Raw genomic sequence first — 25369 nt, forward strand, 5'->3', positions numbered from 1 at the left:
GCAAAGCCACGGCTTGTGCAGAGTGCCCAGTTTGATTGAGAGCTTTTGTCCTGATTGCACAACGGGAAATCGCCCTTGTTCCTCTACGTTTAAGCAAAGCGTGGCGCGCATCACAGGCTCTTGCGGGCCCATCCGACGTCGGACCGCGCTACCAAATCACGAGCGAGGATGAAATGAAAGTCTCTCAACCTACACAAGTGCGGGATACGCTCCCACAGCATGCACAGCAGGGTACGTCCCTGCTGAAGGTCCTGGGCAACTGGGACGCCCTGGCGCTCGGTTTCGGCGCCATGATCGGTTTCAGCTGGGTGGTTCTCACCGGGGACTGGATCGCCGCAGCCGGCACCATGGGTGCGGTCATGGCGATGGTTACCGGCGGTGTAATCATGATGGTGGTGGGGCTGACCTACGCCGAACTGACTGCGGCCATGCCCCTTGCGGGCGGCGAGCACAACTTCCTGCTCCGCGGGATGGGCCCGCGCTGGTCCTTTATTGGATCCTGGGCCATCACCGGCGGCTACATCTCGGTCGTTGCCTTCGAGGCGGTCGCGCTGCCCCGAACGGCGCAGTACCTCTTTCCTGACCTGAGCCAGATCCCGCTCTGGGAAGTGGCCGGATACCAGGTGCACCTGACCTGGGCACTGGTGGGCGCCGCTGCCGCCGTGGTGATCACCGGAGTCAACATCCTGGGCGTCAAGCTCGCCGGAGTCGCCCAGACCTTCGTCGTGGTGTTCCTTCTGATCATTGGCCTCATGCTGGTTTTCGGTTCCTTCGTCGGTGGCTCGGCCACGAACATGGAGCCCTTCTTTACCGGCGGCCTCAACGGCTACTTCGCCGTCCTCGTCGTGGTCCCCTTCCTGTTCGTGGGCTTTGACGTTATTCCCCAGTCCGCGGAGGAAGTGAACATCCCGGCACGCCAGATCGGCAAGCTCGTCGTCGTTGCCGTCCTGCTCGCCACGGTCTGGTACGTCATGACCATCCTGACCACCTCCTCGGCCATGCCGGCAGGGGACATCGCCAAGGCGGATATTGCCACCGCCGATGCCATGGGTGCGCTGTTCGGCAGCGACGTCATGGCCAAGATCTTGATTGCCGGCGGTATTGCCGGGATCCTGACCTCGTGGAACTCGCTGCTGATGGGTGCCTCACGCCTCGTGTACTCGATGGCGCGCTCCGGAATGCTGCCGGCCTGGTTCGGCAAGCTGCACCCCAAATTCCGCACCCCCGTCAACGCGCTGCTGTTCATCGGCGGACTGTCGTTCCTGGCACCGTTCTTCGGCGTCAAGATGCTGGGCTGGCTGGTCGATTCCGGTGCACCGAGCATCGTCATGGCCTACATCCTGGTGGCCGTGGTGTTCGTGCTCCTGCGCCGCCGCGAACCCAACATGGACCGCCCGCTCCGCATCGGCGGCAAGGGCAACGGCGGCATCGCCATCGGCGTCACCGCTGTGGTCCTTTGCCTTGGACTGCTCAGCCTCTACCTCCCCGGCATGCCGGCAGCCCTCACCCCGCCGCCGTGGATCCTCTTCGGGCTCTGGTGGGTCCTCGGACTGGTCTTCTACTTCCGCATTCCGTCCGGAATCGCCCCCGGCGAGGACGCTGAGCACAGGCTGCTCGAACGCCTTGCGCAGCGGCGCGGCGCCACACGAGCCTGAACCTCGGCGGCCACCTGCCGCAGGAATATTCATAGCAAGAAAAGAAGACGGCCCGGCACTCCCAGCAGAGTGCCGGGCCGTCTTTGCTCGCTGCTGGCACGTCAAGTGGTGGATTGCACGGCAAACGGGCCCCAAAGTTGGATGCTTCATCGCCGGTAGTGGCCGCCCACGGATTCCCCGTCGCCGAGGCTCCTCGCATGGATGCCAAGAAGAACCGCGGTGTCGGTAAAACCGATGCCTTGGACGCCCACCGGATGGCCATTGCAGTTCTGTCGTTGCCGGTTGAGAAACTGCGCCGCCCCCGTCTGAATGAAGGGATCCGCCAGGGCTTGCGGATCCTGGTCACCGCCCGCGAGTCCATGACCAAGGGCCGTACCCGTTCGATCAACGCATTGAACGCTTTGGTACGCAGTAACAGTCTCGGAATTGATGCCCGCAGGAAGCTCACCCCAGTCCAGATCGAGGAGATCTCACGCTGGCGTGAACGCGAGGAAGAACTGGCTTTGAGTATCGCCCGCTCCGAGGCGGTCCGCCTCGCCAAACACATCCTGGACCTCGGTGAGCAGTTGAAGTCCAACGAGCAAAAGCTGGACGAGCTGGTCAAGGTCAGCGAGGCCGCACCCCTGCTCGAGGAGAAGGGCTTCCAGGCGGTCGCCGCGACGAAATGTTTGGTGGCGCGTGGTCGCACGAGGGACGGGTCCGTAGCGAAGCTGCCTTCTCCTGTCTGGCCGGCGTGAATCCCATCCCTGCATCGTCCGGGAACACCGTTCGACATCGGCTGAACCGTGGAGGCGATAGAAGGCTCAACAGTGCCCTTCACATGGCTGCGATCACCAGGATGACCTACGACTCTGAAACCTGCGACTACGTCGAGAAACGACGTGCCGAAGGTAAAACCGACAAGGAAATCCGACGTTGCGTCAAGCGCTATCTGGCCCGACGGGTGTTCAGAATTCTGACTGTCTCGGCTCAGGCCAAAAAGGTGCAGGAAACCGCTTGACAGACATAGAAGAGTCAACGAACGCCTGCACTCCGCCCTGGATCACCAGACGCCAGAGGAATTTGAGCAGACATATTATGATCTACAAACCGGCTCGTTACCCGACGACGCCGCCAACAAACAGGCGGCATGATTTCCCCGGACGGTTCAAGCAGATGCTTCCGTGCATGTGGGGCGGCGACGGCGGCCCCAACGAGATCACCAGCCGCGCCCTCGTCGAAGGTGAGCGCGGCCGCAGTGGAATCATCCTTCTGGCCAGAAGAAGATCATTCCTTTAGAGCTGCAACCGGCCGATGTGTGCCACATGGATCAGCTGAAGAATTAGGAATGAAAGGACCCGGAGGGGCGGGTCAACCAGTCACCACTTCTGCAGCATCAGGAGGCTTGTCATGAAGCGGATAGCTTTAGTGAACAGCGGACGTGACCGTCAGCCGTCCACTGAGAGCCTACGGTCACTACGACCGAACCAGAAATTGAATCCTGAGGACTGCCCGGCCTGCCGCTCCTCCCTCGACTTCCTCGGCTGTCCCTTCTGCTGGGGATCCGGGTCAGAAACACGGCCACCCGCTACGTTGTCCGCGGCCTGAGTAAGTCAGAGCGACGGGACCACAAGTTCCCGACCTCACGTCACAAAACAGACGCAACGTTCAAATTTATTGGCTAGTTGATCGCTTCAGAGAGGAAGCCATCATGGCCATCGACCTCACGACCGATCTGATTCGTCGGAATCTCGCCGTCACACTCCTGCCATCCCGGACCGCGCCCCGCCGTCACGCCCCGGTGAGCCTCCCGATCGCTGACGAACCCTCCCGGGATGAATACGTCCCTGGAGTGACTTCAATCCCAGCCCTGCCACCCATGCCTTCCTCGACATCATCAAGTAAGCAGAAACGGCGCAACTCCACAGCACGAATCCACCCAACCCCGGGCAGGTTATGGGGAAGCGTGGGGTGCAGAGGCCCAGTTCTCAGCCGAAGACGGCGCAGTCCTGCTGCGCAGGCATCTCATGGCGGCCCATCGGCAGTAGTAGTGGTTTTCGGCAAGGACGCATCGTACATGCGCAGTACTTCGAGTGCAAGGCGTTGGCATTGCCGGCAGCAACGGACGGACTTGTCCCCACTTGTAACTACCAGCGAAGAAAGCCGCGGCGTATGGCTTGCGCGACGGCGGAGGCCCGGTCGGAGACGTCGAGTTTGTCGTAGATGTGCTGTAAATGAGTTTTGACGGTCGTTAGGGAGATGTGGAGTTCACTGGCGATCTTTTGGCCGGAGTGCCCATCGGCCGCTAGACGGAGAATTTCGACTTCGCGGGAGGTCAGGATTGGTTTTTCGGTTGTGTTCTGGCGAGTACGGAGTTCCCGAGCAAGAACATCCTGCGCAAAAGGGGCGATGATGGTTCCGCCGGCGCCAATCTGCAGGACGGCTTCCGTGATCTCACTAAACGATGCTGCCTTCTCGAGGAATCCCCGAGCGCCGTGAGTCAAGGCCCTGTAGACGGTTGTACTGTCCATGTAGGCAGTTAGCACGAGGACACTGGTGGGCGAGTCCTCCGCGAACAGCAACTCCAGGACCTGCATGCCATCGAGTTCGGGCAGTTTCAGGTCCATGACGGCCACGTCGGGTTTCAACTGCCGGATGGCCTCGAGGGCACTTTTGCCATCCCCTGCCGAGCCTATGACGTTGATCTGTGGCACGCCCTCCCAATTCTGGGCGAGGCCTTCCCGGTAGACGGGGTGGTCGTCAGCAATGAATACGTTGATGATCTTCACGGCAGCGCCAATGCGCTGCGGATCGTGCGCGCGAAATGGTCGATTTCGAAAGGTTTGGTGAGGTAATCCAAGATGCCTATACCGCGCAGCTCTGCGATGCGGGCAGGAGTGGCATCTGCGGAGATAATGATGACCGGGACCTGCCTTGTGCGCTCGTCCTCCTGCAACTGTTTCACGACCTCGACCCCCGACATGTCGGAGAGGTTCAGGTCGAGCAGGATGAGTTGGGGCGACGCTGTTTGTGACAGAGCAATTCCTGATTTGCCGCTGGTTGCGGAGATCAGATTTAGCCCACCCATCCCCGCGATGATGTTCTCCACCAGGCGAATATTTGCGTGCGTGTCTTCAATGTGGAGGATTGTTGCATCGCGTCCACTAGGGATGGTTAAGGTTCCCGCACCCGGCATGGGCGCTATGGCATCAGCTTCTGGAGCCGACGCAAGAGGCATCTCAACAAAAAACGTCGAGCCCTCGCCGGGAGCGGTGTGTTCGATGCCCAGAACACCCCCCATTTCTTCGACGAGCTTCCTGGACAGCGCCAGCCCCAGGCCGGACCCTTCGACCTCAGCGGACTGGGGTAGTCGCACGAAGGGTGTGAACAATCGCTGGACATCGGCTTCGGCCATCCCGGGACCCGTGTCCATGATAAGGAATCGAAGGGAACCCTCTCTGAGTTCGCACCAGACGCGGACTACACCCTGCGCGCTGTTGAACTTCACCGCGTTTCCGAGCAGATTGAGGAAGACCTGCCGGAGCCGTTGTGTGTCAGCTAGAACGTAGAGGTGGAGGGCGCCATGGAGATCGCTGGCGATTTCGATGTCCTGCGCAGCCGCGAGCGGGCGCATGAGTTGGAGAGCTTGGTGTATGGATTCAATGGCAGGCACAGGTGCCGTGGCGATGCCAGGAGCCCCGGCTTCGATCCAGGTGATGTCCAGGACCTCGTTTACGAGTGACAGCAGATGGTTGCCGGCGTCGAGAATATGACGGGCACTTTCGGCTGCCGTGGGACTGAGTGGAAGGTTTTGAAGCAGCTGGGCGAATCCAAGGATGGCATTCAACGGCGTCCGCAGCTCATGGCTCATCCTGGACAAAAATTCGTTCTTTGACCGATTGGCACGTTCTGCCTCATGCATTGCATCGCGGGCTGCCCTCTCGGCGCGCTTGCGGTCGGTTATGTCGGTGGAGATCGCGCCGAGAGCGTAGGGGTTGCCCGCGTCGTCGAGGAGAGGGAATTTGATGGAGAGCCAGCGGCTGTCTTCGTCCGGGTCAGTCAGGTCGCCGATGGTGACCAGGGGTTCCTCGACTTCGATAGAAGTGGAGGTTCTGATCACCATGTCGTCGTTCTTCGTGTAATGGTCTGCGATCGGTTTGGCGAACAGATCGTAATCGGTAAGACCGAGGATTGATTCCGAGCTGACGCCAAAGCGTTGGGCGTAGTAGTGGTTGGCGATGAGGTACCTCCCGTCAAGGTCCTTGATGTACATCAGCGCAGTCGAGTTATCCAGAAGATCTTTGAGTTGCCGGACCGTTGAGTGCAGATCACGTTCCGTAGAGTTTTGCTCGCTAAGCGCCGTCAATTGGACTACCAAGTATTCAGCCGGATCCCCCGGCACACGGAACGGCTTGACCCGCGGACGGAAGGCTTCAAGATGATCACCCAGGTGGACGACCACGGTGAAGGGGTCGGACGTAGTGGAAAGTGAGGCGGTTACCAGCCGGGAAAGGGCTGCCCCGAGCTCCCCCTCTGTGCCTTGGTTGGGACTAGCGTTGCCCTGGACGAGCGAACCGAATTCGCTGTTGCCTCCAAGAAACACAAGCCGTTCGGAGGTCTCCCTGCGAAAGATGGCAGTCGCCAGCGGCGCCGCGTCGAAGGCGCCTTGTTTCAGCCTGCTGAGGGCTTCTGCGGAACTCACGGCAATAGTCTTTCACAACGGCATAGTTCATGAGCAGGCGCCCCTTTGTCACGAGTGCCTGATCCGTACTCGCAGGTCGGTGGTTGACCAGCGGAGAACCGTGATCCGGTACTACTACTGGACGGAAGCGCTTCAGTGGGCGGCTTTGACGCGGACATGAGCCAACAGACAATTTAAGCATTGGAAACCCGGGCCCTGCTGTGCGCGTACCTGTGCGGAGGCAACCAACTCCAGTGATACGAGGTGCCGGCAAAGCCGCGGGCACGTCAGGCTCGAGTTTAGGCGCGGCCGCAGCGGCATCATCCTTTTGGTCAGAAAAAGATCATTCCTTTGGAGCTGCAACCGGCCGATGTGTGCCACAGGGATCAGCTGAAGAATTAGGAATGAAAGGACCCGGCGGGGCGGGTCAACCAGTGGTACCCAATCCGCAGCATCCTGGAGGAACATAGATGTCCAATCTCAGAGTCGCCGTCGACGTCGGGGGAACATTCACTGACGTCTGCATTTTCGATGAAGAAACACAGCGCATGCGTGTCACCAAGGTCCCGTCGACACCAGCTGACCCCATGCTGGCGATATTGAACGGGGTGGAACGCGCCGAGATCAATCTGGCTGACGTGTCGCTGTTCTCACACGGCACCACGGTAGCAACAAACGCCCTGATTACCCGGAACTTTCCCCCCGCAGCCATGGTCACGACAAAGGGGTTCAGGGACGTCATCGAGATCAGGGACGGTACCAAAGACGACCTTTGGGACGCCTACAACGACGTGACCGGCCCCTACATCCGCCGCCGCGACAGGTTCGAGGTGACCGAACGTGTTGACTACGCCGGCAACATCGTCGCTCCCCTGGACGAAGAAGAAGCCCGCCGCCTGGCCGCGGTCCTCCGTAAGCGCGGCGTCACCACCATCGCCGTCTGCTTCATCAACTCCTACGCCAACGCCGAGCACGAAATCCGGATGCGGAAAATCCTGGAAGAGGAACTTCCGGAAGCCACGGTCTCCACCTCAGCCGAGATCCTGCCCGAAATCTTCGAGCACGACCGCTTCAACACCGCCGTTTCCAACGCCGTGCTGGGACCCCTGGTGTCCGGCTATGTCAGCCGTCTCGCCGAGGAGCTCAAAACCGGCGGTTACGACGGCGACCTGCTGCTCCTTCACTCCGGCGGCGGTTCCATGACCCCCCGCATGGTCAAGCGCTACCCCGTGCGCCTCGCAGCGTCCGGCATCGCAGCCGGCGCGATCGCAGCGAAACACATCGCCCAGCAGTGTGGCTTCGAAAACGCCGTGAGCCTGGACATGGGCGGCACGTCTACCGATATTGCCCTGGTCTCCGACGGTGAGCTCCGCATCACCAAAGAATGGCAGGTTGAATACGGCCACCCCATCGTCTTCCCCAGCATCGAGGTCCTCACCATCGGCGCCGGCGGCGGCTCGATTGCGCACATCGACATTGCCGGTTCGCTGCGCAACGGCCCGCAGTCCGCGGGCGCCGATCCGGGACCCGCCTGCTACAACATGGGCGGCGAAGAGCCCACCAACTGCGACGCCAACGTGGTCCTGAACAGGCTCGGATCCACCCTGGCCGGCGGCGCGAAGACGCTGGACCGCGGGCTCTCCCAGGCCGTGATCAAGCGTGCCATCGCTGAACCGCTGGGCATGAGCGAAGCCGAGGCCGCCCACGCCATCCTCCAGGTCGCGAACGCCAACATGGCTGACGCCGTCCGCCTGATCTCCATCCGCCGCGGCTATGACCCCCGCGACTTCGCGCTGCTCGCCTTCGGTGGCGCCGGCGCCCTGCACGGCGTCGAGGTGGCCAAGGAACTGAACATTCCCACCGTCGTCGTACCGCCCAACCCCGGCGTCACATCCGCGCTGGGCTGCCTCCTGGTGGATATCAGGCACGACCTGTCCGCGATGTACACGGCTGTTGCCGCCGACGCCGATCCGGAAGACCTGGAGAGCAAGTACAAGGCCCTCGAAACGGAGGCCACCGCCCGGCTCCGCCACGAAGGCGTATCCGCGGAGAATTCGATCCTGCAGCGGATCATCTCCATGCGCTACCAGGGACAGTGGCGTTCATTGGCCGTCAATATGGGAACCGGCGACGGTGCTCTGGAAGAAGCCATCCAGAGCTTCCACCAGCAGCACGAGCGCGAATTTGCGTTCCGCCAGGATGACCAGCCCGTGGAAATCTACCAGCTGCAGCTCTCCGCTGTCGGCAAGACGCCCAAGCCCTCCTTCGCTCCGGCCACGGAATGGGTATCCGAGCCTGGCGAACCCGATTCGGTCCGGCCGGTGTACTTCGGTGAGGACGGCTGGGTCGATACGCCCGTCTACGACCGCACCAAGCTCGGCGCCGGCGCGACTTTCCAAGGTCCCGCCATCATCGACCAGCTTGACTCCACGACGGTCGTGCCCCCGCGCACCACCGCCGAGATCGACGAGTGGCTCAACATCCGGATCCACCTCACAGAGTTCAAAGACGAGCAGGAAGCCTAATCATGACCGACGTGATCACCATTCCAGATCTCCATGTCGCCCACACCGATGCACGGCAGGCATCAGGCCTTGACCCCGTAACGTTCGAGGTGCTGAAAAACGCCTTCGTCACCAGCGTCGACCTGATGAGCGAGCAGATTCTCCGGACCTGCTATTCCTTTGTTATTTACTCCCGCGACTTCTCCTCCGCTCTCTGTGACGCGAACGGAAACACCGTCATGCAGGGCAGCGGCGACATTGCCGTCCACGTCGGTACCCTGCACTTCCAGTGCAAGGCCGTCATCGAAGAATTCGGCAAAGACATTCATCCGGGGGACGTGTTTGCCATCAACGACCCGTACCGGGGCGGCACACACTTCAACGACGTCAGCTTCATTCGACCGATCTTCTCCGACGGTGAGGTGATCGCCTTCGCCCAGAACAAGGGCCACTGGGCTGACATTGGCGGCAACGTTCCGGGTTCATTCGATGTCAACGCCAAGGAACATTTCGGCGAAGGCCTGCGGATCACTCCCGTGCGGATCTGGAGCAAGGGTGTCTTCCTTCACGACGTCGCCCAGCTCCTGGTGTCGAACACCCGGGCACCGCGCCAGGCGATGGGTGACCTGCAGGCCCAGTCAGAAGCGACTGCCGTGTGCGAGCGTGAAGTCCTCCGCCTGGTGGACAAATACTCCAAATCGACGGTCGTCGCCGCGATGCAGGAAACCCAGGACTACGTTGAACGGATCGTCCTGCGCCGCCTGGAATCCCTGCCGCAGGGAGTGTGGGAGACCACCGATTACATCGACTTCGACCCGGGCAAGGGCGAGGGCCTGGTGCCCATCAAAATCAAGCTGACACTGGACGGCAAGGGCATCCACTACGACCTGACCGGTTCCGCGCCCGCCGTCGAAACCTTCCTTAACTCCGGTTACGGCACAACCCACTCGGCCATCTACGCCGGCACCAAGACGTTCTTCCCGGACGTTCCGCTGAACTCCGGCTTCTACGCCGCCGTCGATGCGGAAATCGGGCCCGAGGGCACCGTGGTCAATGCCGGGTGGCCCTACGCGGTCACCGGGTTCTGCTCCGGTCCCTACGAAAAGCTCATGAACGGAATCTTCGAGCTCTGGTCCCAGATCATGCCCGAACGCGCCATGGCCTGCGCCTTCAACCTCGAGTACCTCCTGGTCGGTGGCCGCGACGGCCGCACCGACGATAACCCCTACTTCATGTGGTACGACTGGATGGCCGGCGGCTGGGGCGGACGAGCCTCCAAAGACGGAGCCAGCGCCACCGCCCCGGTCTTCGGACCCGGTTTGGCCGTCCAGCCCATCGAAGGTCAGGAGCGGCTGTCGCCGGTCCTGACCACCGTGCACCAGATCGGTACCGACTCCGGCGGACCCGGACGATTCCGCGGTGGCCTCGGCATCGAAAAGGGCGGCACCCTGGTCGACGCGACGAAGACCGTGATGAGCTACTGCTGCGACCGTGCACGCTCCATCACCTGGGGCATCGAAGGCGGCCTGCCGTCCATCCCGCACGGTGTCTGGATGAACAAGGGAACCGATCAGGAAAAGTTCCTCGGTTCCAACTTCTCCGCCGTTCCGCTGCACTCCGGGGACTCGTTTACCCGCCCGTCCGCTGGTGGGGGCGGCTACGGCGATCCCCTGGAACGCCCCTTCGACGAAGTCCTCGAAGACGTCATCGACGAGTACGTGTCGATCGAACGCGCAGCGAAGGACTACGGCGTCATCATCCGCGAAATCGATCGCGAACTGGACCAGTTTGAGATCGATCAAGCAGCCAGCCTCGAGCTGCGCCAGCAGATCCGTGGCGACCGCCTAGGGTGGCTGACCGCCGATCCGGTCGCCGTGGCGGAGAAGTACCGCGCCGGAGAGATGGACATGCTCGACGTGATCCGCCGCCACGGCGTCATCCTGGACTGGGGCACCGGGGAACTGTTCCCGGAGACCACCTCAGAGTTCCGCAAGAGCATGGAAAAGCGTTCGTCGGCCCACTGGCACTAAGCGCATTCTGACCAACACCGGGTCCGCCGGCGCTGATCGCGTCGGCGGACCCGGCATCGTCATTGCCCTGCAATCGCGACAGATCCGTGACCACGGTGAGGGAAGCAACTCAATTTGACAGGGAGCTAACGCCGGCACGAACCCGGAGGAGCCATGGCGGCTCCTCTCGAAACGATCTCCGGCCAAGCATCCCCCTCCCTGGCTTCTTCAAAGACTTGAAAGGTGCAAAATTGTCGTACTCAAATTACGTTCTACCCGCCACTGAGCGTGCCGGAAAATGGTCACTCACCATGGCTTGGTGGGCGGTATTCTCCGCCATGTTCTGGATCTACGTAGCTGTGGCCTCAGCAGGAGCAGTCGGTGTCGTGAACACCCTGATCGGAATGGCGCTCACCATTGTCACCTACGGTGCCATCAACACGGTTCTGTCGCGCTACGCGGCGCGGACAGGACTCACAGTCAGCCTCTTCTCCCGCACACTCTTCGGACTGGTCGGCTCCGCCCTGGCATCTCTGATCTTTGCAGCCACGGCCATCTACTACGCAGTGTTCGAAGGATCCATTATCGCCGTCGCATTCCACGAGTACTTCGGCGGCAGCATGGTCGTTTGGTATGGCATCGTGGTGCTCTACGCCATTCCCCTGGCCCTGGGGGGCGTACAGAACTGGCTGGACAAACTCAACGGTGTCCTGCTCCCGCTCTATGTTGCCGGCCTGATTGCGGTGGTCGTCGCCGCTACTCTCATCCGGGGAGTACCCACAGACTGGATTGGCCAGGCCGCCGTCTCATCGGCCCTGCCCGGCTGGCTCACTTCGTACCTTATCTACATGGGCGTCTACATCATGATGATGTACACCTTTGACTATGCCCGGCTGGGACGACAACAAGACGAAAAATTCCTCGGTACGGTGACATTTGGATGGGTCTTCTACGCATTCACGTTCGGGCTCAACGGGCTGGTCGGCATATACATCATGAGCGCATGGCGAATTGAAGCCTCAGAAACCGGGGTCGTCCAAGCGTTTATCTCATCGCTCGGACTGGTCGGCCTGCTCGTCATCCTTATCTCACAGACCCGCATCAATACCGCCAACTACTTCCTGGCATCCGAAAACCTCTCGGCATTTGCCAGTCGGGTATTTAGACTCAACCTGCCCCGCTATGTATGGGTTATCGTCTGCGGCGCTCTGGCCTTTTTGCTCATGCTCACCGATGTTCTGAGTTACCTTCTCAAGGCCCTGGCCTGGCAAGGCGTATTTGTAACCGCCTGGGTTGCCATCGCACTGGTATTTATTGCACTGAACTGGAAAACGCAAGATCTTGTCCCTGATATCCGCCCTGGAAATCTCAAAGCGGTCAGCCCCGGAGCAATCGCCTGGGTATTCGCTTCAGCAACCGGAATTGCACTCACTGAACAAACAGCGTGGCCGGTAATCTCCCAGCTTACGCCTTTGATCACCATGGCCTTGGCTGCAGGCGTCTATTACGGTGCCTATAAATTCTCCCCGCCGCGTCTAATCAATTCCGTAGATACGATTGACCCAGCCGATGAAGAATTGGATCCTGCCATTTCGCATCCCACCAGCTGAAGCCAAATCGCTAGCACGTGCGGCCGAACTCCATCGGACAAAGTTGTCCGGTGGAGTTCGCCCACGCCTCTGTTATCGTCCAAGCTCTTAGAGAAGACCCACAATTCCGCAGAGAAGCCGATCCAGCACCTCGGGAGGCACGCCATAGACCTGAGCCCGGTGAACGATGAACCGGCCAAGACTTGCCTTATGGGTAATAGCTCCGTAAACCCATCCGGTGCCGGGGCCGGGACCCAGACGTTGTCCAGTTGCCGGAAAACCTGCAGTGGCAGGTTCGACCCACTCCTGCGTCGTATGTCCAACCCGGTGCCACCGCTCGTTACACACAGCGGGCCTTCGCCGTGGCCTTCCTTGAGCTCAGCCCAGGTCATGCCCCCTCCGAAGGGCATCGTGGTCGCTCGTGTCACAAACCTCTTGTCGCCCGCTTTGCATGTCCGGGACTGTGTCGTCGACATCCGGCGCACTATCTGAAGCACCAACGCCGTCAAAATCCGTCAACGTCCCGCCCGGCGCGCGGTCAGGGTCAGAGTGATACTTCCCGACTGGGATGGCGGTCCGGAATGCCCTTATCTGGCCATTGACCACACAGACAAAAGGCAGGGCACGACGGGTACCGTTGGAAGCCTGCCTTGAAGGCCGTCGTCATCACATTCGAAGGAAAATCACCTAGTATCAAGCCGAATCCAACGCTAGACAAACACTCGCGGTCAGCCGGACACAAACTTTGTCTCCGCGCGATTTAGTGCTGGTACTCATGGGGTACCTTCGCGGTGACGGTCTGGCGGCGGTATGCCGCTTTAATAAAGCGTTCTCTTTCGGCGGGGGTCGTTGCTGCGCCGGCGATTGTCCAAGCCAGGGCGGTTGCTGCCTCGAACATCACGCTGTACGCCTCAGGGGAATCGGCAAATACTGCGAACTCGTGTGAGTGGATTGGTACATTCGCCCCGGGGATACTCAGCCAGGGATGCAGGGTGGGAATTACCTGGGAGACGTTGCCCATATCAGTTGACCCACCACTCATGTCGCCGGACGTAGATGTGTCCTTGCCGAACGTGAACATCGCGTCAGTCCAGTGTGCAGCCAGGGCGTTGTCTTGGAGTAACGGCTCATATGCGGGTTCTGTCGCCTCAATGATCAGCGTTGTTCCGGTGGCCAGGGCGGCCCCTTCAAAACAGCCGCGGACGCGCTCAAGCAGGGCTTCATATTCCCTCAAAGTGAATGCCCGGCACTCAAACTCGACTACCGCCCGTTCCGGGATGATGTTCGTGGCGTGCCCCGCCTCAGCGACAAATAGAGCTATTCGGTGGTCTCCAGGTATCTGCTGACGCAGTAACCCTACGGCGACTTGGCTCAGCACAGCTGCATCTGCAGCGTTTACGCCCAGGTGGGGGGCTGCTGCCGCATGGGCGGCCCTCCCAACGAACGTCGCCTTGTACCTGCCCATCGCCTGGGCGCTGGTACCTGCCGGGTTATAGGTCACCCCATCCTGGACAGGGTGAACCATCAGGGCGAGGCTGATACCGTCAAACGCCCCACGTTCAAGAAGAAGCGCCTTGCCGCCACCGTTTTCCTCAGCAGGGGTTCCAATGGCCTTCAGTGTGATGCCGAGCTCGTCTACATAGGGTCTCAGGGCAAGGGCAGCGGCGACTGACGCGCCAGCAATAAGGTTGTGCCCGCACGCATGTCCAATGTTTGGAAGCGCGTCGTATTCCACGCACAGTGCCACCTTTAAGGCACCGCTTCCGGCGGTAGCTGTAAAAGCTGTCGGAAGACCACCAGTGCCCCGCTCAACTGTGAAGCCGCCTTCAGCCAGGAGCGCCGCTGCTGCCTCCGACGAGCGGACCTCCTCGAAGGCCACCTCGGGGTTGGAATGAATTTCGTGGGCCATGGCCTGAACCCGCGGTTTCCACTCCTTGACGCCCTCCGCGAGGGCGGTGCGCACACTTGCCATAACGGTTGCTGTGCCTCCTGGTTCCATGAGTATCGCCTGCTTAGCAGGACATAAACGAGTCGGCCCTGGCTGCCTCGGGAAGGTCCGATCATCCGACTTCTAAGTGGGCTCGCTGAAGTGGCGACCATAGTCGTTCCTGAGCCTATACCTGTGAGGGCAGTACCACGGGTCAGGCGTTGGTGGGCAGGAGGTACTTACCGCAGGAAGCTGAGCGTTTTCATGACTTTGTTTAGGTATCCCCGGGCGCGGGAACCCGGGCCTCTAAAATTTGCACGCAGTTACTTCTGGACTGGATGGACTTGTCCGGGTCATCTCAACCCTCCATAAAGGGACTGTATCAAGGCCCGGGAAGGCGAAGACCAGCTGTTTCGGCGATCAGTACAGATAAAAGCGGAAGTCTTGACGAAGTGTACGGTGACTCGCGTGTGGGGCGTCCCTACGATCAGGGGACAGCCTGATTCTCCAAGCGGCATTCATGTACAGGCCTTCATTGTCAGGACCACGCCGAAAAAAGGGGCATCCGTGCTGCAGCTTCAGGTGAACCGCTCGAACAGTTCGACTATCAACGCAAGAACAGGGCACCACGCGCCTTGTAGTGGCTGGTGGGGACCCGAGGGTGCTCCTTTGCCCGTACGTTACCTGCAGCAAGGAGAAGTTATGCCACCGCTGCACGGCTCCCAGACTGTATGGACGCTCGTTCGCTTCGTATCACCGTCGATAAACGCGAACTCCCGAAGCACTTACTCCTGACGTTCAACGTCTTGCAGTTGCCCCTTTCGTTTACAAATTTTGAGAAGAGCAAAGCTCATGAAAAGCAGGATCCTCGTTCAGAGCAAGAACACCTCCCGGCGCCTCGGGTCCCCTGAAGAAGTGGTTGGAACTTCCCCGTCGGTTGCCGGTGTCCAGCAGTCCGGGTGGGTAAGCTCAGCACGTCAGCAGGAGCGCGCCGACCGGCGGTCAGTTGAATCGACGCACAGGGTCTCATACGGCAGTCAGAACCGATAGTAGAACTGCGCCGGACTCAAGAGGCCTGTCGAGCCGGGCGCATTCCCGCGGCCGGCAAGAGAAATCTCAGATGCCAATCACTTCGATTCTGCATCAATCAACAGCAACGACGGTGTTGGTTCGCCGCTCTTGTGGGGAGTGCATGGAGAACCAGCCTTCAGCGCCGTGTCACATCGCCGGAAGCTGGGTTTGATCTCAGTAGGAGCGGACGCTGAGCGGGGTGATCCGTCTCCCCTGCTGGCAACTATATGTCGTGGCCGTCGTGTCCGGAGAAGATGATGAGGACCTTGACCCCTACGGTTGCACCGACCAGTGTCTCCACGCCGCGTTCGGCGATGAGCACGTAGGGGTGCGCCGGTGGAGTGTGCGGAGGTGATGTTTCACGGAGCGCTGCTCCTCAGCCAGTCGATGACAGTCTCCCCTGGACTAGATCCAAAGCTCGCAGCCGAGATCTTTGTGGAAGTACTCCCGGCGGTCAGCGGCATCGGCTGCCAACCATAGGCCTGAACCGTCCGGCATTTCTTCTTCGACGATCCCCCGGCGAACAACGCGGTCGTTGGAGCGGATCTCTACGATGTCGCCCACATGGTCCTGCCAATCTACTGTTCGGCGGAGGTGTGTAGCGGTGTGCCACTGCTCGAACATCAGCGTTCCAGGAGCAGGGCGTCGCCCTGGCCCCCGCCTCCACATAGTGCAACGGCGGCCCGGCCCGTTTCGCGGCGGATGAGTTCGTGCACGGCAGTGACAACCAGCCGGGCTCCTGAAGCACCGATTGGGTGTCCGATGGCAACTGCGCCGCCGTGTATGTTGATCCGGTCCTCGGACACGCCGAGCAGTTCCCTGGAATGCGATGCAACTGAGGCGAAGGCTTCATTGATCTCGATCAGGTCGAGTTCTTCGGCTGTCCAGCCTTCGCGCAACAGGGCGGCGCGGATCGCTTTGGCGGGCTTGTCCGGCAGGGATGTGTCAGGCCCGGCGATTTGTCCGTGGGCCCGAAGGACTGCGAGGACATCCCACCCATGCCTCTGGGCGGTCTCCCGGGTGGTCAGTACAACTGCCGCGGCGCCATCGGTCAAAGGTGAGGCGTTGCCCGCAGTCACCGTCCCATCCGGGGAGAAGGCGGGGCGCAGACGGGCCAGCGACTCCTGTGAAGCATCGGGGCGGATGCCTTCATCCTCGGTGATTTCGAGGACGCCCTTTCGTGTGGGCACCTTCACAGGGATGATTTCCTGGGCCCACACTCCTGAATCTTGGGCTGCGGCTGCCCGCAAGTGGGAGGTGACGGCGACGGCGTCTTGGGTTGCCCGCGAAATGCCCAATGCCGAGTTGGCGCGGTCAGTGGCCAGGCCCATGGCCTCGTGGTCGAATGCGTCTGTTAAGCCGTCCTGGGCGGCTGCGTCCACCAGAGTGAGCGCTCCGTACGCATTCCCGGTCCGGGTGCCTGCGACTAGGCGGGGGGCTTGGCTCATCGATTCCTGGCCGCCGGCGACGACGACGGCTGCGTCGCCAAGGCGTAGCATTCGGGCGGCCTCGATTATGGCCGACAGTCCCGAGAGGCACACTTTGTTCACTGTCACGGCGGGTGCGCTCAGGGGAATTCCCGCGGCGACCGCGCTCTGCCGGGCCGGGTTTTGTCCGGTCCCTGACTGGAGAACTTGGCCCATGATGACGGCATCGACGGTATCTGCCGGGACGCTGGCCCGTGAGAGGGCGCCAGCGATGGCCGCTCCGCCCAGTTCGACGGCGGAAAGTGGTGCCAATTGGCCCAGCAGTCGTCCCTGAGCGGTGCGTGCTGCGCCGATAATGACGACATCCCTCGGGTCGGGTAGTCGGAAGTTAGATTCTGTTTTCACTGCGGTTGCTCCGGGATTTGTTGGTGGAGACGGCTCGAACTTACTTCGATTGGCCGTACCTCGTTTTGAACGGTTGTGCATGTTACGTCGCGAGGAGGCGTGTCAGGCCGCCTGTCGGGAAGTTGGCGCCGAGAGTCATGCAGCGGTTGATGTCCTCCCAGGTTGCGACGACGCCTTCGTCCAGCATGAGCTGGGCTTCTTGGGCCAATGCATGGCGGACGCGCAGCCGTACCCGGTCCGGGTCCACTCCGTGCGGCTCCGGGGGTAGGGTCCGTGCCGCGGGAGGAACTTTGCCGTTTTCGTCGAAGAAGCCCGGCAGTCCGGCTTTTACGACTGCCGTGAGAGAGGCTGACCGGTCGAAGCGGGCGGGGTAGGCGCGGTGCAGTGTGTCACAGATGTGCTGTTGCACCGAGGGGCCTATGTAGCCGATCAGGTGAAGGGGTGTCATGGGCAGATCCCACGGTGAGAGGGAACGGTCTACGGCAACGGGGTCCCCGCCTTTGTCGATTTCAGCGAGTATTTCGTTAAACAGGCGCGTGAGGAGTCGGTTGACGACAAAGCCGGGCGTATCAGTGACAGGTATGGCGGTCTTGCCGAGACCCGCGGCGAGGCTCCATGCTGTGGCGAGAGCGGTATCGGATGAGAGGGGGGTCCGGACCAATTCGACGAGCGGGAGGACAGCGACTGGATTGAAGAAGTGGAACCCAAGCACCCTGTCTGGGTGCTTGAGGCCACGTGCCATGTCGGTGACCGAGAGCGAGGAAGTGTTGGTGAGCAGGAGGGCATCCGGATCGATGTGCTCCTCGAGCTGCCGGAATACGCTCCGTTTATTCTTTTGGTCCTCGAAGACCGCCTCGATTGCGGCGTCGCACCCGCTGAACCTCGACGGATCGGTGGTGCCCCGGATTAGCCCGGCGATTTCGGCTGCCTCGCCTGGTCGGAGCTTGCCTTTGGCCTCCTGCCGGTCAAGATGTCCGCGCATTCGGTGGAGGGCCGCGGACACCCGGTCGGTGGAAAGATCGCTGAGGAGGACCGGGATGCGGAGCTTGTCCGCGACCAGCAGGACGAGCTGGCTTGCCATAAGGCCCGCGCCAACGACGCCGAAGGTTTGGATGGTTTTCGGCTGCCTCGCGTTAGCGGCTGATACCGCTAAGGGGTCAGGCGTTTTTGTAAGAGTGTGAGCCATCTGATCCTTCTTCGTTCCTACCCGCGGAGGTAGACCGTTGTCGTGTGTGTGTAGAAGTCTTTGGCCGCGCCGCCCTGTTCCTTGGGACCGAAGTTGCTCTTCTTTGATCCGCCGAACGGCACATGAGGATCTGAACCGGCAGATTCGGAGTTGAGCTGAAGGATTCCCACATCGAGGGCTTCGATTGCTTCCAATGCTGTCGCAAGGTCACGGGTGAATAATGCTGCAGACAGGCCGAACTCGGACTCTTCGGCCAAACCGAATGCTTCCTGGGTGGTCGCGGCCCGGCGGACCGCCAAGACGGGACCGAAAAGTTCTATTCACCAGGCGAGGTTGGTTGATCCGGCCTTGCCAGCAGGGAGCTGCAGCACAGTCGGGGGGATGAAGCCGCCGGGAGTACCGGCATAGGAATTGTCAGCAGATGTTCCGGCGATGGCGACGGCGCCCGTCTCTACGGCTGTGTCGATTCCGCTCATGATGGACCTGCGCGCTGCCTCACTGATTACGGGCCCATCTGTACTTTTGAGTCAACAGGGTCCCCGGTCTGCCAAGCGCTGAGTCGGAGCGTGAGGCGCTCCAGGAATTCGTCCGCGATGGGGTCCGCGAGAATGAGCCGTGATGTTGCGGTACATTTCTGTCCGGTGGAGCGGAACGCCCCCGAAAAGCACCTGTTCCGAAGCTAGGTCCAGATCAGCATCGGCCAGAACCCGTGGCGCGTTCTTTCCTCCCATTTCGCCTTGCATGGGAATTCCCCGGACGGCAGCTTGGGCCGCCAGTGCACGTCCGACCGCTGACGAGCCGGTAAAGGACATGGCGTCCACGCCAGGGCTCTGAACAAGAGCAGTTCCGAGAGAGCCGGGACCAACGACAAGGTTAAGTACCCCCGCGGGCAGCCCGGCGGCAACGAGCGCTTCGGCAAAGCGCATGGCGAGAAGAGGGACGGTGGAAGCCGGCTTCCACACCACCGCGTTACCGTGCACCAGGGCGGGAGCGATCTTCCATGCCGGGATGGCGATCGGAAAATTGAACGGGGTGACGATGCCAACTAAGCCCAGCGGTTTACGGGTTACGAGGATACGTTCCCCGCGCCGGGGCGAAGCAAAGCGCTCCCCGGCCACACGGTCGCCCTCTGCGGCGAAGTAGCGCAGGATTTGAGCTGCACGCAGCACCTCTGCCCTTCCCTCGGTGAGGGTCTTGCCTTCTTCGCGGGAAAGTTCGAGGCCAAGTACGTCGGCTTGCGACTCCAAGGCTGCGGCGGCCCGAACCAGGACGGCGCCGCGTTCGTGGATCGGGGTGCGGTTCCATGCCCGTTGTGAGGCGCGCGCTGCCAGGACGGCCCTGTCGAGATCGGCAAGGACGGCGGTGCCGCCTTCGGCGGCGATCTCCTCCGGGCGGCTGGGATTTACAGAGGTGAGGTGGCCGCCGTTGCCTGGTACCCAGTCCCGGTCTATGAGGAGCCCGAGCTGCACCGTCCCCGTCGCACCGGGGGCGGTGCCTGACGTGGCCGGCACATCAAGGGCGGCACTCACCGAAAGGCACCTATGCCTGTCAGCTTCTGGCCAAGGATGAGGGTGTGGACCTCGTCAGTGCCTTCGTAGGTACGAACGGATTCAAGGTTGTTCGCGTGGCGAAGGGGCGAGTGTTCGAGAGTGATCCCGTTGCCGCCGAGGATGGTGCGTGCTTCGCGGCAAATTTCGATCGCTTCGCGACAGTTGTTCAGTTTGCCCACGCTGATCTGATGATTTTGCAGCTTGCCGGCATCTTTGAGCCGTCCCAGGTGCAGCGCCAGAAGGAAACCCTTGTTGATCTCGAGTGCCATGTTCACGAGCTTCTGCTGAGTCAACTGATAACCGGCCAATGGCCGGTCGAACTGCAGCCGATTTTTGGAGTAGTCCAGGGCATCTTCGAAGGCGTCACGCGCGGCTCCCATGGTGCCCCAGGCAATGCCATAACGTGCCTCGTTGAGGCAGGCGAAAGGGCCGCGGAGGCCAGTGACGTTCGGCAGGACAGCGTCGGCAGGCAGGCGCACGTCTTTCAGAGTGATTTCACACTGAACAGAAGCACGCATTGACAGCTTCGGCTCGATCGGGGTGGCTGTGAAGCCCGGAGCTTGGGTTGGTATGACGAATCCGCGCACTCCCGCCTCCGTCTGGGCCCAGATCACTGCCACCTGTGCCACGTTCGCGAGTCCTATCCACCGCTTGATGCCGGTAAGTATCCAGTCCTCGCCGTCGCGGCGGGCAAAAGTGGCCATGGCAGAGGGGTCTGAACCGGCGGTGGGTTCCGTGAGACCAAAGCATCCGATGGCCGTGCCGGCTGCCATCTGGGGAAGCCATTCCTCTTTCTGTTCCTCGGAACCGTGCTTGGAGATCGCAGACATGGCCAGAGAGCCCTGGACGGACACGAAAGTGCGTATGCCTGAGTCACCGGCCTCGAGTTCGGCAGCAGCCAGCCCATAGTCGACTGCGGTTCCCCCGGCGCAGCCGTATCCTTTCAAATGCATTCCGAGCAGGCCGAGTTTCGCGAGATCAGGCACGATTTCCAGCGGGAATCTGGCCTCTTCGTACCACTGGGCGATGTTCGGTTTGATCTCGTCCCGAACGTAGGTCCGGACCCGGTCGCGCAGTGCGATTTCCTCGGCAGTGAGGAGAGTGTCGAAGGAGATCAGGTCCGAGGGGTCGGGTGCAGGAGTGGCCTCGATGTCGGCGGAACTAGGGGCAAGAGTCATGATGTGGTCCCTCCTGGGCATAAGTGATTTTGGGAATGGGCGGCACTTTGAGGGGTGCAGGTAAACGTCTTGCTTTGGGGGTGTTGCCGCAGCCAGTCCAGCACCGCCCCGGTGTGCTCACCGAGGGCGGGTGGGGCTTGGGTGCGCGGTGGCAGCGCCGGCGTCCATGTGATCGGATGGCGGAGTTGGCGGCCGGTGACGTTTCCATCCTTGTCATGGACTTGAATGGTCGGTTCCAAACCCAGTGACTCGGCGTATGCAATGCCTTCACCTATGCCGGCGACGCGGCCTGCCGGTACTCCCACGGAAACCAGCTGGTCCTGCCATTCCGTCGCTCCAGCGCCCGCGAGCCCGGCTTCCAGCAGTTGGACAAGTTCCCGGCGGTGCTTTACCCGCGCTGAATTGGTAATAAACCGGGGATCCTCCGCCAGCTCCGGATTACCGATAGCGCGGCAGAGCTTGGCGAACTGTGAGTCGTTACCCACAGCAACGGCCAGCGGGTCATCACGTGTGGCAAGAAGCTGGTACGGGACGATGGAAGGGTGGTCATTGCCCAGTCGCGTAGGAGTAACACCGGCGCCGAGGTACGCCTGGCCTTGGTTGGCAAGGGCGCCCTGCAGGCTTGAGAGGAGATTGACCTCGATCCGTCTTCCCCTACCTGTGGAATTGCGCTCTGTGAGGGCGGCGAGGATGCCGATCGTGGCATCTTTCGCTGTCAGTACATCGACCAGTGCCACACCTACTTTGTAGGCGTCGCCCTGCGGGTCCCCGGTAATACTCATCAGTCCCCCGACGGCCTGAACTATGAAGTCGTACCCAGGCAAATCGCGTCCGCCTTCGGAGCCGAAACCCGAAATCGATGCGTACACCAAGCCTGGGTTCTCCTCGGCCAATGATTCATATCCCAGGCCCAGTTTGGCGAGCCCGCCGGGTTTGAAGTTCTCCACCAAGACGTCGGCGCGGCGTGCCAGTTCCCGGGCAAGCTCCAGGTCCTCGGGGTCCGTCAGGTCAAGGGTGACGGATTCCTTATTCCGATTAACGCTTTCGAAGTAGGTCGCACCTGTCTTTGAGGAAGGTGGTGCCCATTCCCGCGTGTCATCCCCGGTTCCGGGCCGCTCCACCTTGATGACCCGAGCACCGAGATCAGCCAGGGTCATGGTCGCGAGCGGACCGGCAAGCACGCGGGAGAAGTCGGCGACGACAATCCCCTCAAGTGGCGCGCCGGATTCCGCTCCCGACCTCATAACTGACCCCGCCCGGTCCACCTTCCCCGGAAAGTCATGACAGTGCCGACCGAATGGATGCCTCCAGTACCGCCAGGCCCTCGTCAAGGACGTCGGCTTCGATGACGAGCGGAGGCAGCAGCCGGATGATATTTCCATTGGTCCCGCACGTAAGAGTCAGGACACCATGGGCATTGGCTGCCTTCGCTGCTGTGGTGGCGAGGTCTTTGCGGGGTCCGGAGGCGTCGCTGAACTCGATCGCCATCATCGCACCCCTGCCGCGAACGTCCGCGACACCGTCCAATTTGACGAGCGGCTCCAGACGACGCCGCACCGCGGTTTCGATGGCAACGGCGTTCTGCAAAAGGGCGCCGTCTTCAAGGAGCTCGAACACGGCCAGAGCGGCTTCACAGGCTACGGGGTTTCCAGCGTACGTTCCGCCAAGGCCACCGGTGTGGACAGCGTTCATGAGCTCAGCGCGGCCGGTAGCGGCCGAAAGCGGCAGGCCGCCGCCGAGTGCCTTAGCGGTCAGTGTGATGTCGCCGGCAATTCCGTCGTGCTCGGACGCGAACAGCGTGCCGGTCCGGCCCATGCCTGCCTGGATCTCGTCGATGACCAGAACGATGCCGTGGCGGGTAGCGATTTCACGAAGACCTTGGAGGAACCCGGGGGCCTGAACAATAAAGCCGCCCTCGCCCTGGATCGGTTCGATGACCATGGCTGCGAAGGTTTCCGCACCGTTTTCGGCGAGAAGCGCCTCGATCTGCTCAAGTGCCTTACCCGGTCCGTCAGGAGAGGTGTGGGCTGGGGCGGTCGGTCCCCGGAAAACTGAGCCCGGCAGGGGCCCGAAGTTGAGCCGGTATGGGTTTTCCTTTGCCGTCATCGCCATCGTGAGCTGGGTGCGCCCGTGGTAGGCCTCGTCGAAGACGAGAATGTTGGGGCGTCGAGTGGCGGCTCGAGCCACTTTGATGGCGTTTTCAACCGCCTCCGCTCCGGTGGTGAACAGTGCGGTCCGCTTTTCGAAGTCGCCCGGGGTGTTTTCATTGAGCCACCGGCAGACCTCGACAAAGGACGCGTATTCGGTCACCATGAAGCAGGTATGGGTGAACCGCTCCAGCTGGGCGGCGGCACGCTTGGCCACCTGCGGGTTCGCGGCGCCAACACTCGTCACGGCAATGCCTGAGGCGAAGTCGATGAGATGGTTTCCGTCAACGTCTACGAGCAGCGCACCCTGCGCGTGATCGATGAATATGGGCAGGGTGATACCAAATGCGTCGGTGACGTGCTGGCGGCGTTCGGTCTCCAGCTCACGGGAACGCGGTCCCGGGAGCTCGGTGAGCAGGCGGCGTGCTGTGGCTTTAACGCTGGCCGGATCGTTGGCCTGGTTTGTTGTGAGTTCTGATGTGACAGTCATAGGTCCTCCTCGTGTGGTGAAATCCACCATAGGGACAGTCCGATGACGTGTCGTTGGACAATACATCCAAAGATATTCCTTTTACGGTCTCAGCGTACAAAACCGATCGCCTATGATTTACCCATGATTACCCTCGCAAGGCTTGTTGAGGCTGCAAAGCGTGACCTGGCGCCCTACTGGCCCATACCGCTCCCCCGTGTGGAACTCACGGGCGTGCACGTCTCCGAGCTGGAGGATCCAACGATGTTCCTCTACGGCGGCGAGCTTCTCCTCACCGTCGGATTGCAGCTCACCGGCCTGGACGGAGACGCACGTCAAGAGGCCGCTAAAAACTATGTGCAACGCTTGGTGGAAGGTCGCGTCGCTGCCCTGGGTCTTGGCCTGGGCTCCGGCCATGCCATGGTGCCGGACGAACTGCGGGCCGCCTGCGTTGAGGCCGGCCTTCCCCTTCTGACCATTCCCCGTGAGTCCCCCTTCCTGGCCGTATCTCGCGCCTATTGGGAACTTGTCAGGCAAGGGGGCGAAGCTGAACTCACTGCTCTGTTAGGACTCCAGGTGGCGTTGACGCGGGCCGCGGCCCAGGATGATGCGGAACCGGAGATCGTGCGCGAATTGTCGCGCGCCCTGGGAACCTGGGTGGCATACCTGCCTGAAGGTGACGGGACCCCATCGTCCGCCGCCAGCGGTGCTGAGTTTCCACCCGGACTGCTGGCGGAACTGACACGGGAATCTGCCATCTTGCGGAACGCGCGCCGAGGGGCCACGGGCAATATTCAACTGGCATCCGGTGTTGCTTCCCTCTACCCGGTATCTGACGGTCCAGCGGCTTCCGGGTATCTTGCTTTGGGCAGAAGCGGGCAACTGGCTGCTGCCGAGCGGCACTTGTTCCTCACCGCATCCACGCTCCTAGCCGCCAGGGCAGCCGGACAGCGCAACGCCGCGGCTGAGCGTCGACGGGCTGAAGGCATGCTCGCGGCGCTGGTCCTGGAAGGACATGACGATGCAGCGCGGCTCCTTGCAAAGCAGATGGACTCCGATCCGCTACCGGAAACAGCATTCGTCGCGGTCCTGCCCGATACCGAACATCTGGCTGCGCGGCCCGCCCTGTCCGGGCTGGTCCTCGAACGTTCCGGTGTCACGTTTGTGCTGCAGTCAGCGTCGAGCCCTTATCCAAGGCTGCCGAAAGGTGTCCGCGGTGCATGGGGTGGGCCCATGCCTCTACGGCGCCTGCACGAAATTGGAGCACAGGTGGCCGAGGCCGCTGCCTCAGCACCCGCCGGACAGCTGATACGCATAGGACACGGCCTCGACCTGCCGGCAGATGAATGGGTGGATGAACTAACTTCCCACAGCGGTCAGCTCCTTGAAACGGTCCGCGCATATCTGGCCCACCGCGGGCAATGGGAGGCCGCCGGCCGCGAACTGGGCGTACATCGGAATTCTGTTCGTTACAGGATTGCCCAAGCCAAGGAACTCTTGGGGGTTGACTTGGATGACCCCGACGTTGCAGCGCAGCTATGGCTCGCCCTTAGGGGACGGTCCCAGGCACCACATTAGGCGTGAAACCCTGA

At 61.4% G+C, this 25369-nt stretch carries 18 protein-coding genes and 2 pseudogenes; 7 read left to right on the top strand and 13 right to left on the bottom strand.

What is annotated here, in order from left to right; all coding sequences use genetic code 11:
* Positions 1-290: 290 nt before the first annotated feature.
* The 3 genes and pseudogenes from DAD99_RS08440 to DAD99_RS08455 all read left to right on the top strand — a co-directional run bounded on the left by DAD99_RS08440 (position 291) and on the right by DAD99_RS08455 (position 2933).
* Positions 291-1655 carry an APC family permease gene (locus DAD99_RS08440; protein ID WP_375372193.1) on the top strand — a complete coding sequence of 455 codons (1365 nt, stop codon included), beginning with the start codon at positions 291-293 and terminating at the stop codon, positions 1653-1655.
* A gap of 109 nt (positions 1656-1764) precedes the next feature.
* Positions 1765-2655: pseudogene (locus tag DAD99_RS21615) on the top strand (transposase); the annotation flags it as partial.
* 77 nt (positions 2656-2732) lie between these two features.
* Entirely contained in the window at positions 2733-2933 is a 201-nt protein-coding gene (locus tag DAD99_RS08455) for a hypothetical protein (RefSeq protein ID WP_193341159.1), read from the top strand.
* 848 nt (positions 2934-3781) lie between these two features.
* Here DAD99_RS08455 and DAD99_RS22160 read toward each other — a convergent pair.
* Positions 3782-4423, bottom strand: coding sequence for a response regulator transcription factor (locus DAD99_RS22160; RefSeq protein ID WP_193341160.1), 642 nt, complete (start codon positions 4421-4423; stop codon positions 3782-3784).
* A complete protein-coding gene (locus DAD99_RS08465; RefSeq protein ID WP_193341161.1) occupies positions 4420-6336 on the bottom strand; it encodes a PAS domain-containing sensor histidine kinase in 1917 nt (638 codons plus the stop codon). The genes DAD99_RS22160 and DAD99_RS08465 overlap by 4 nt, the downstream gene beginning before the upstream one ends.
* A 449-nt stretch (positions 6337-6785) precedes the next feature.
* Between DAD99_RS08465 and DAD99_RS08470 the strand changes: the two genes are divergently transcribed.
* The 3 genes from DAD99_RS08470 (at position 6786) to DAD99_RS08480 (ending at position 12438) form a co-directional block, all read left to right on the top strand.
* The gene (locus tag DAD99_RS08470) at positions 6786-8840 is read left to right on the top strand and encodes a hydantoinase/oxoprolinase family protein (RefSeq protein WP_193341162.1); all 2055 of its coding nucleotides are present in this window, start codon (positions 6786-6788) and stop codon (positions 8838-8840) included.
* 2 nt (positions 8841-8842) lie between these two features.
* A complete protein-coding gene (locus tag DAD99_RS08475) occupies positions 8843-10849 on the top strand; it encodes a hydantoinase B/oxoprolinase family protein (protein ID WP_219729674.1) in 2007 nt (668 codons plus the stop codon).
* Between the two features lie 365 nt (positions 10850-11214).
* Positions 11215-12438 (top strand): cytosine permease, encoded by a 1224-nt coding sequence (locus DAD99_RS08480; protein ID WP_255482222.1) that lies wholly within the window; start codon positions 11215-11217, stop codon positions 12436-12438.
* Between the two features lie 739 nt (positions 12439-13177).
* Here the strand turns inward: DAD99_RS08480 and DAD99_RS08485 are convergent.
* The 11 genes and pseudogenes from DAD99_RS08485 to DAD99_RS08520 form a co-directional block, all read right to left on the bottom strand.
* On the bottom strand, positions 13178-14416 hold the full coding sequence (locus DAD99_RS08485) for an amidohydrolase (RefSeq protein ID WP_193341163.1): 1239 nt from the start codon (positions 14414-14416) through the stop codon (positions 13178-13180).
* A 1404-nt stretch (positions 14417-15820) separates the two neighbouring features.
* A complete protein-coding gene (locus DAD99_RS08490; RefSeq protein WP_227007811.1) occupies positions 15821-16039 on the bottom strand; it encodes a hypothetical protein in 219 nt (72 codons plus the stop codon).
* A complete protein-coding gene (locus DAD99_RS08495) occupies positions 16039-17247 on the bottom strand; it encodes an acetyl-CoA C-acetyltransferase (protein ID WP_309233230.1) in 1209 nt (402 codons plus the stop codon). Before DAD99_RS08495 ends, DAD99_RS08490 begins: the two co-directional genes overlap by 1 nt.
* 82 nt (positions 17248-17329) lie before the next feature.
* A complete protein-coding gene (locus tag DAD99_RS08500; protein WP_193341166.1) occupies positions 17330-18433 on the bottom strand; it encodes a 3-hydroxyacyl-CoA dehydrogenase in 1104 nt (367 codons plus the stop codon).
* Between the two features lie 17 nt (positions 18434-18450).
* On the bottom strand, positions 18451-18753 hold the full coding sequence (locus DAD99_RS21630; protein WP_309233232.1) for an aldehyde dehydrogenase family protein: 303 nt from the start codon (positions 18751-18753) through the stop codon (positions 18451-18453).
* The gene (locus DAD99_RS21635; RefSeq protein ID WP_227007813.1) at positions 18754-18909 is read right to left on the bottom strand and encodes a hypothetical protein; all 156 of its coding nucleotides are present in this window, start codon (positions 18907-18909) and stop codon (positions 18754-18756) included.
* Positions 18910-18935: 26 nt separating this feature from the next.
* Complete coding sequence (locus DAD99_RS22025; protein ID WP_255482439.1) at positions 18936-19043, bottom strand: hypothetical protein; 108 nt, start codon at positions 19041-19043, stop codon at positions 18936-18938.
* A 55-nt stretch (positions 19044-19098) separates the two neighbouring features.
* A pseudogene (locus DAD99_RS08505) lies at positions 19099-19962 on the bottom strand (aldehyde dehydrogenase family protein); the annotation flags it as partial.
* Positions 19959-21161, bottom strand: coding sequence for an acyl-CoA dehydrogenase family protein (locus tag DAD99_RS08510; protein ID WP_193341167.1), 1203 nt, complete (start codon positions 21159-21161; stop codon positions 19959-19961). The pseudogene DAD99_RS08505 and the gene DAD99_RS08510, both read right to left, overlap by 4 nt.
* Positions 21158-22405, bottom strand: a complete 1248-nt coding sequence (locus DAD99_RS08515) for a CaiB/BaiF CoA-transferase family protein (RefSeq protein ID WP_193341168.1) — start codon at positions 22403-22405, stop codon at positions 21158-21160. Before DAD99_RS08515 ends, DAD99_RS08510 begins: the two co-directional genes overlap by 4 nt.
* A 34-nt stretch (positions 22406-22439) precedes the next feature.
* The gene (locus DAD99_RS08520) at positions 22440-23798 is read right to left on the bottom strand and encodes an aminotransferase class III-fold pyridoxal phosphate-dependent enzyme (protein ID WP_193341169.1); all 1359 of its coding nucleotides are present in this window, start codon (positions 23796-23798) and stop codon (positions 22440-22442) included.
* 123 nt (positions 23799-23921) lie between these two features.
* On the opposite strand from DAD99_RS08520, the gene DAD99_RS08525 reads away from it, so the two are divergent.
* Positions 23922-25355 (top strand): PucR family transcriptional regulator, encoded by a 1434-nt coding sequence (locus DAD99_RS08525; RefSeq protein WP_227007814.1) that lies wholly within the window; start codon positions 23922-23924, stop codon positions 25353-25355.
* Positions 25356-25369 lie beyond the last annotated feature (14 nt).

The sequence above is a fragment of the Pseudarthrobacter sp. AB1 genome (assembly GCF_014926485.1).
Taxonomy (GTDB): domain Bacteria; phylum Actinomycetota; class Actinomycetes; order Actinomycetales; family Micrococcaceae; genus Arthrobacter.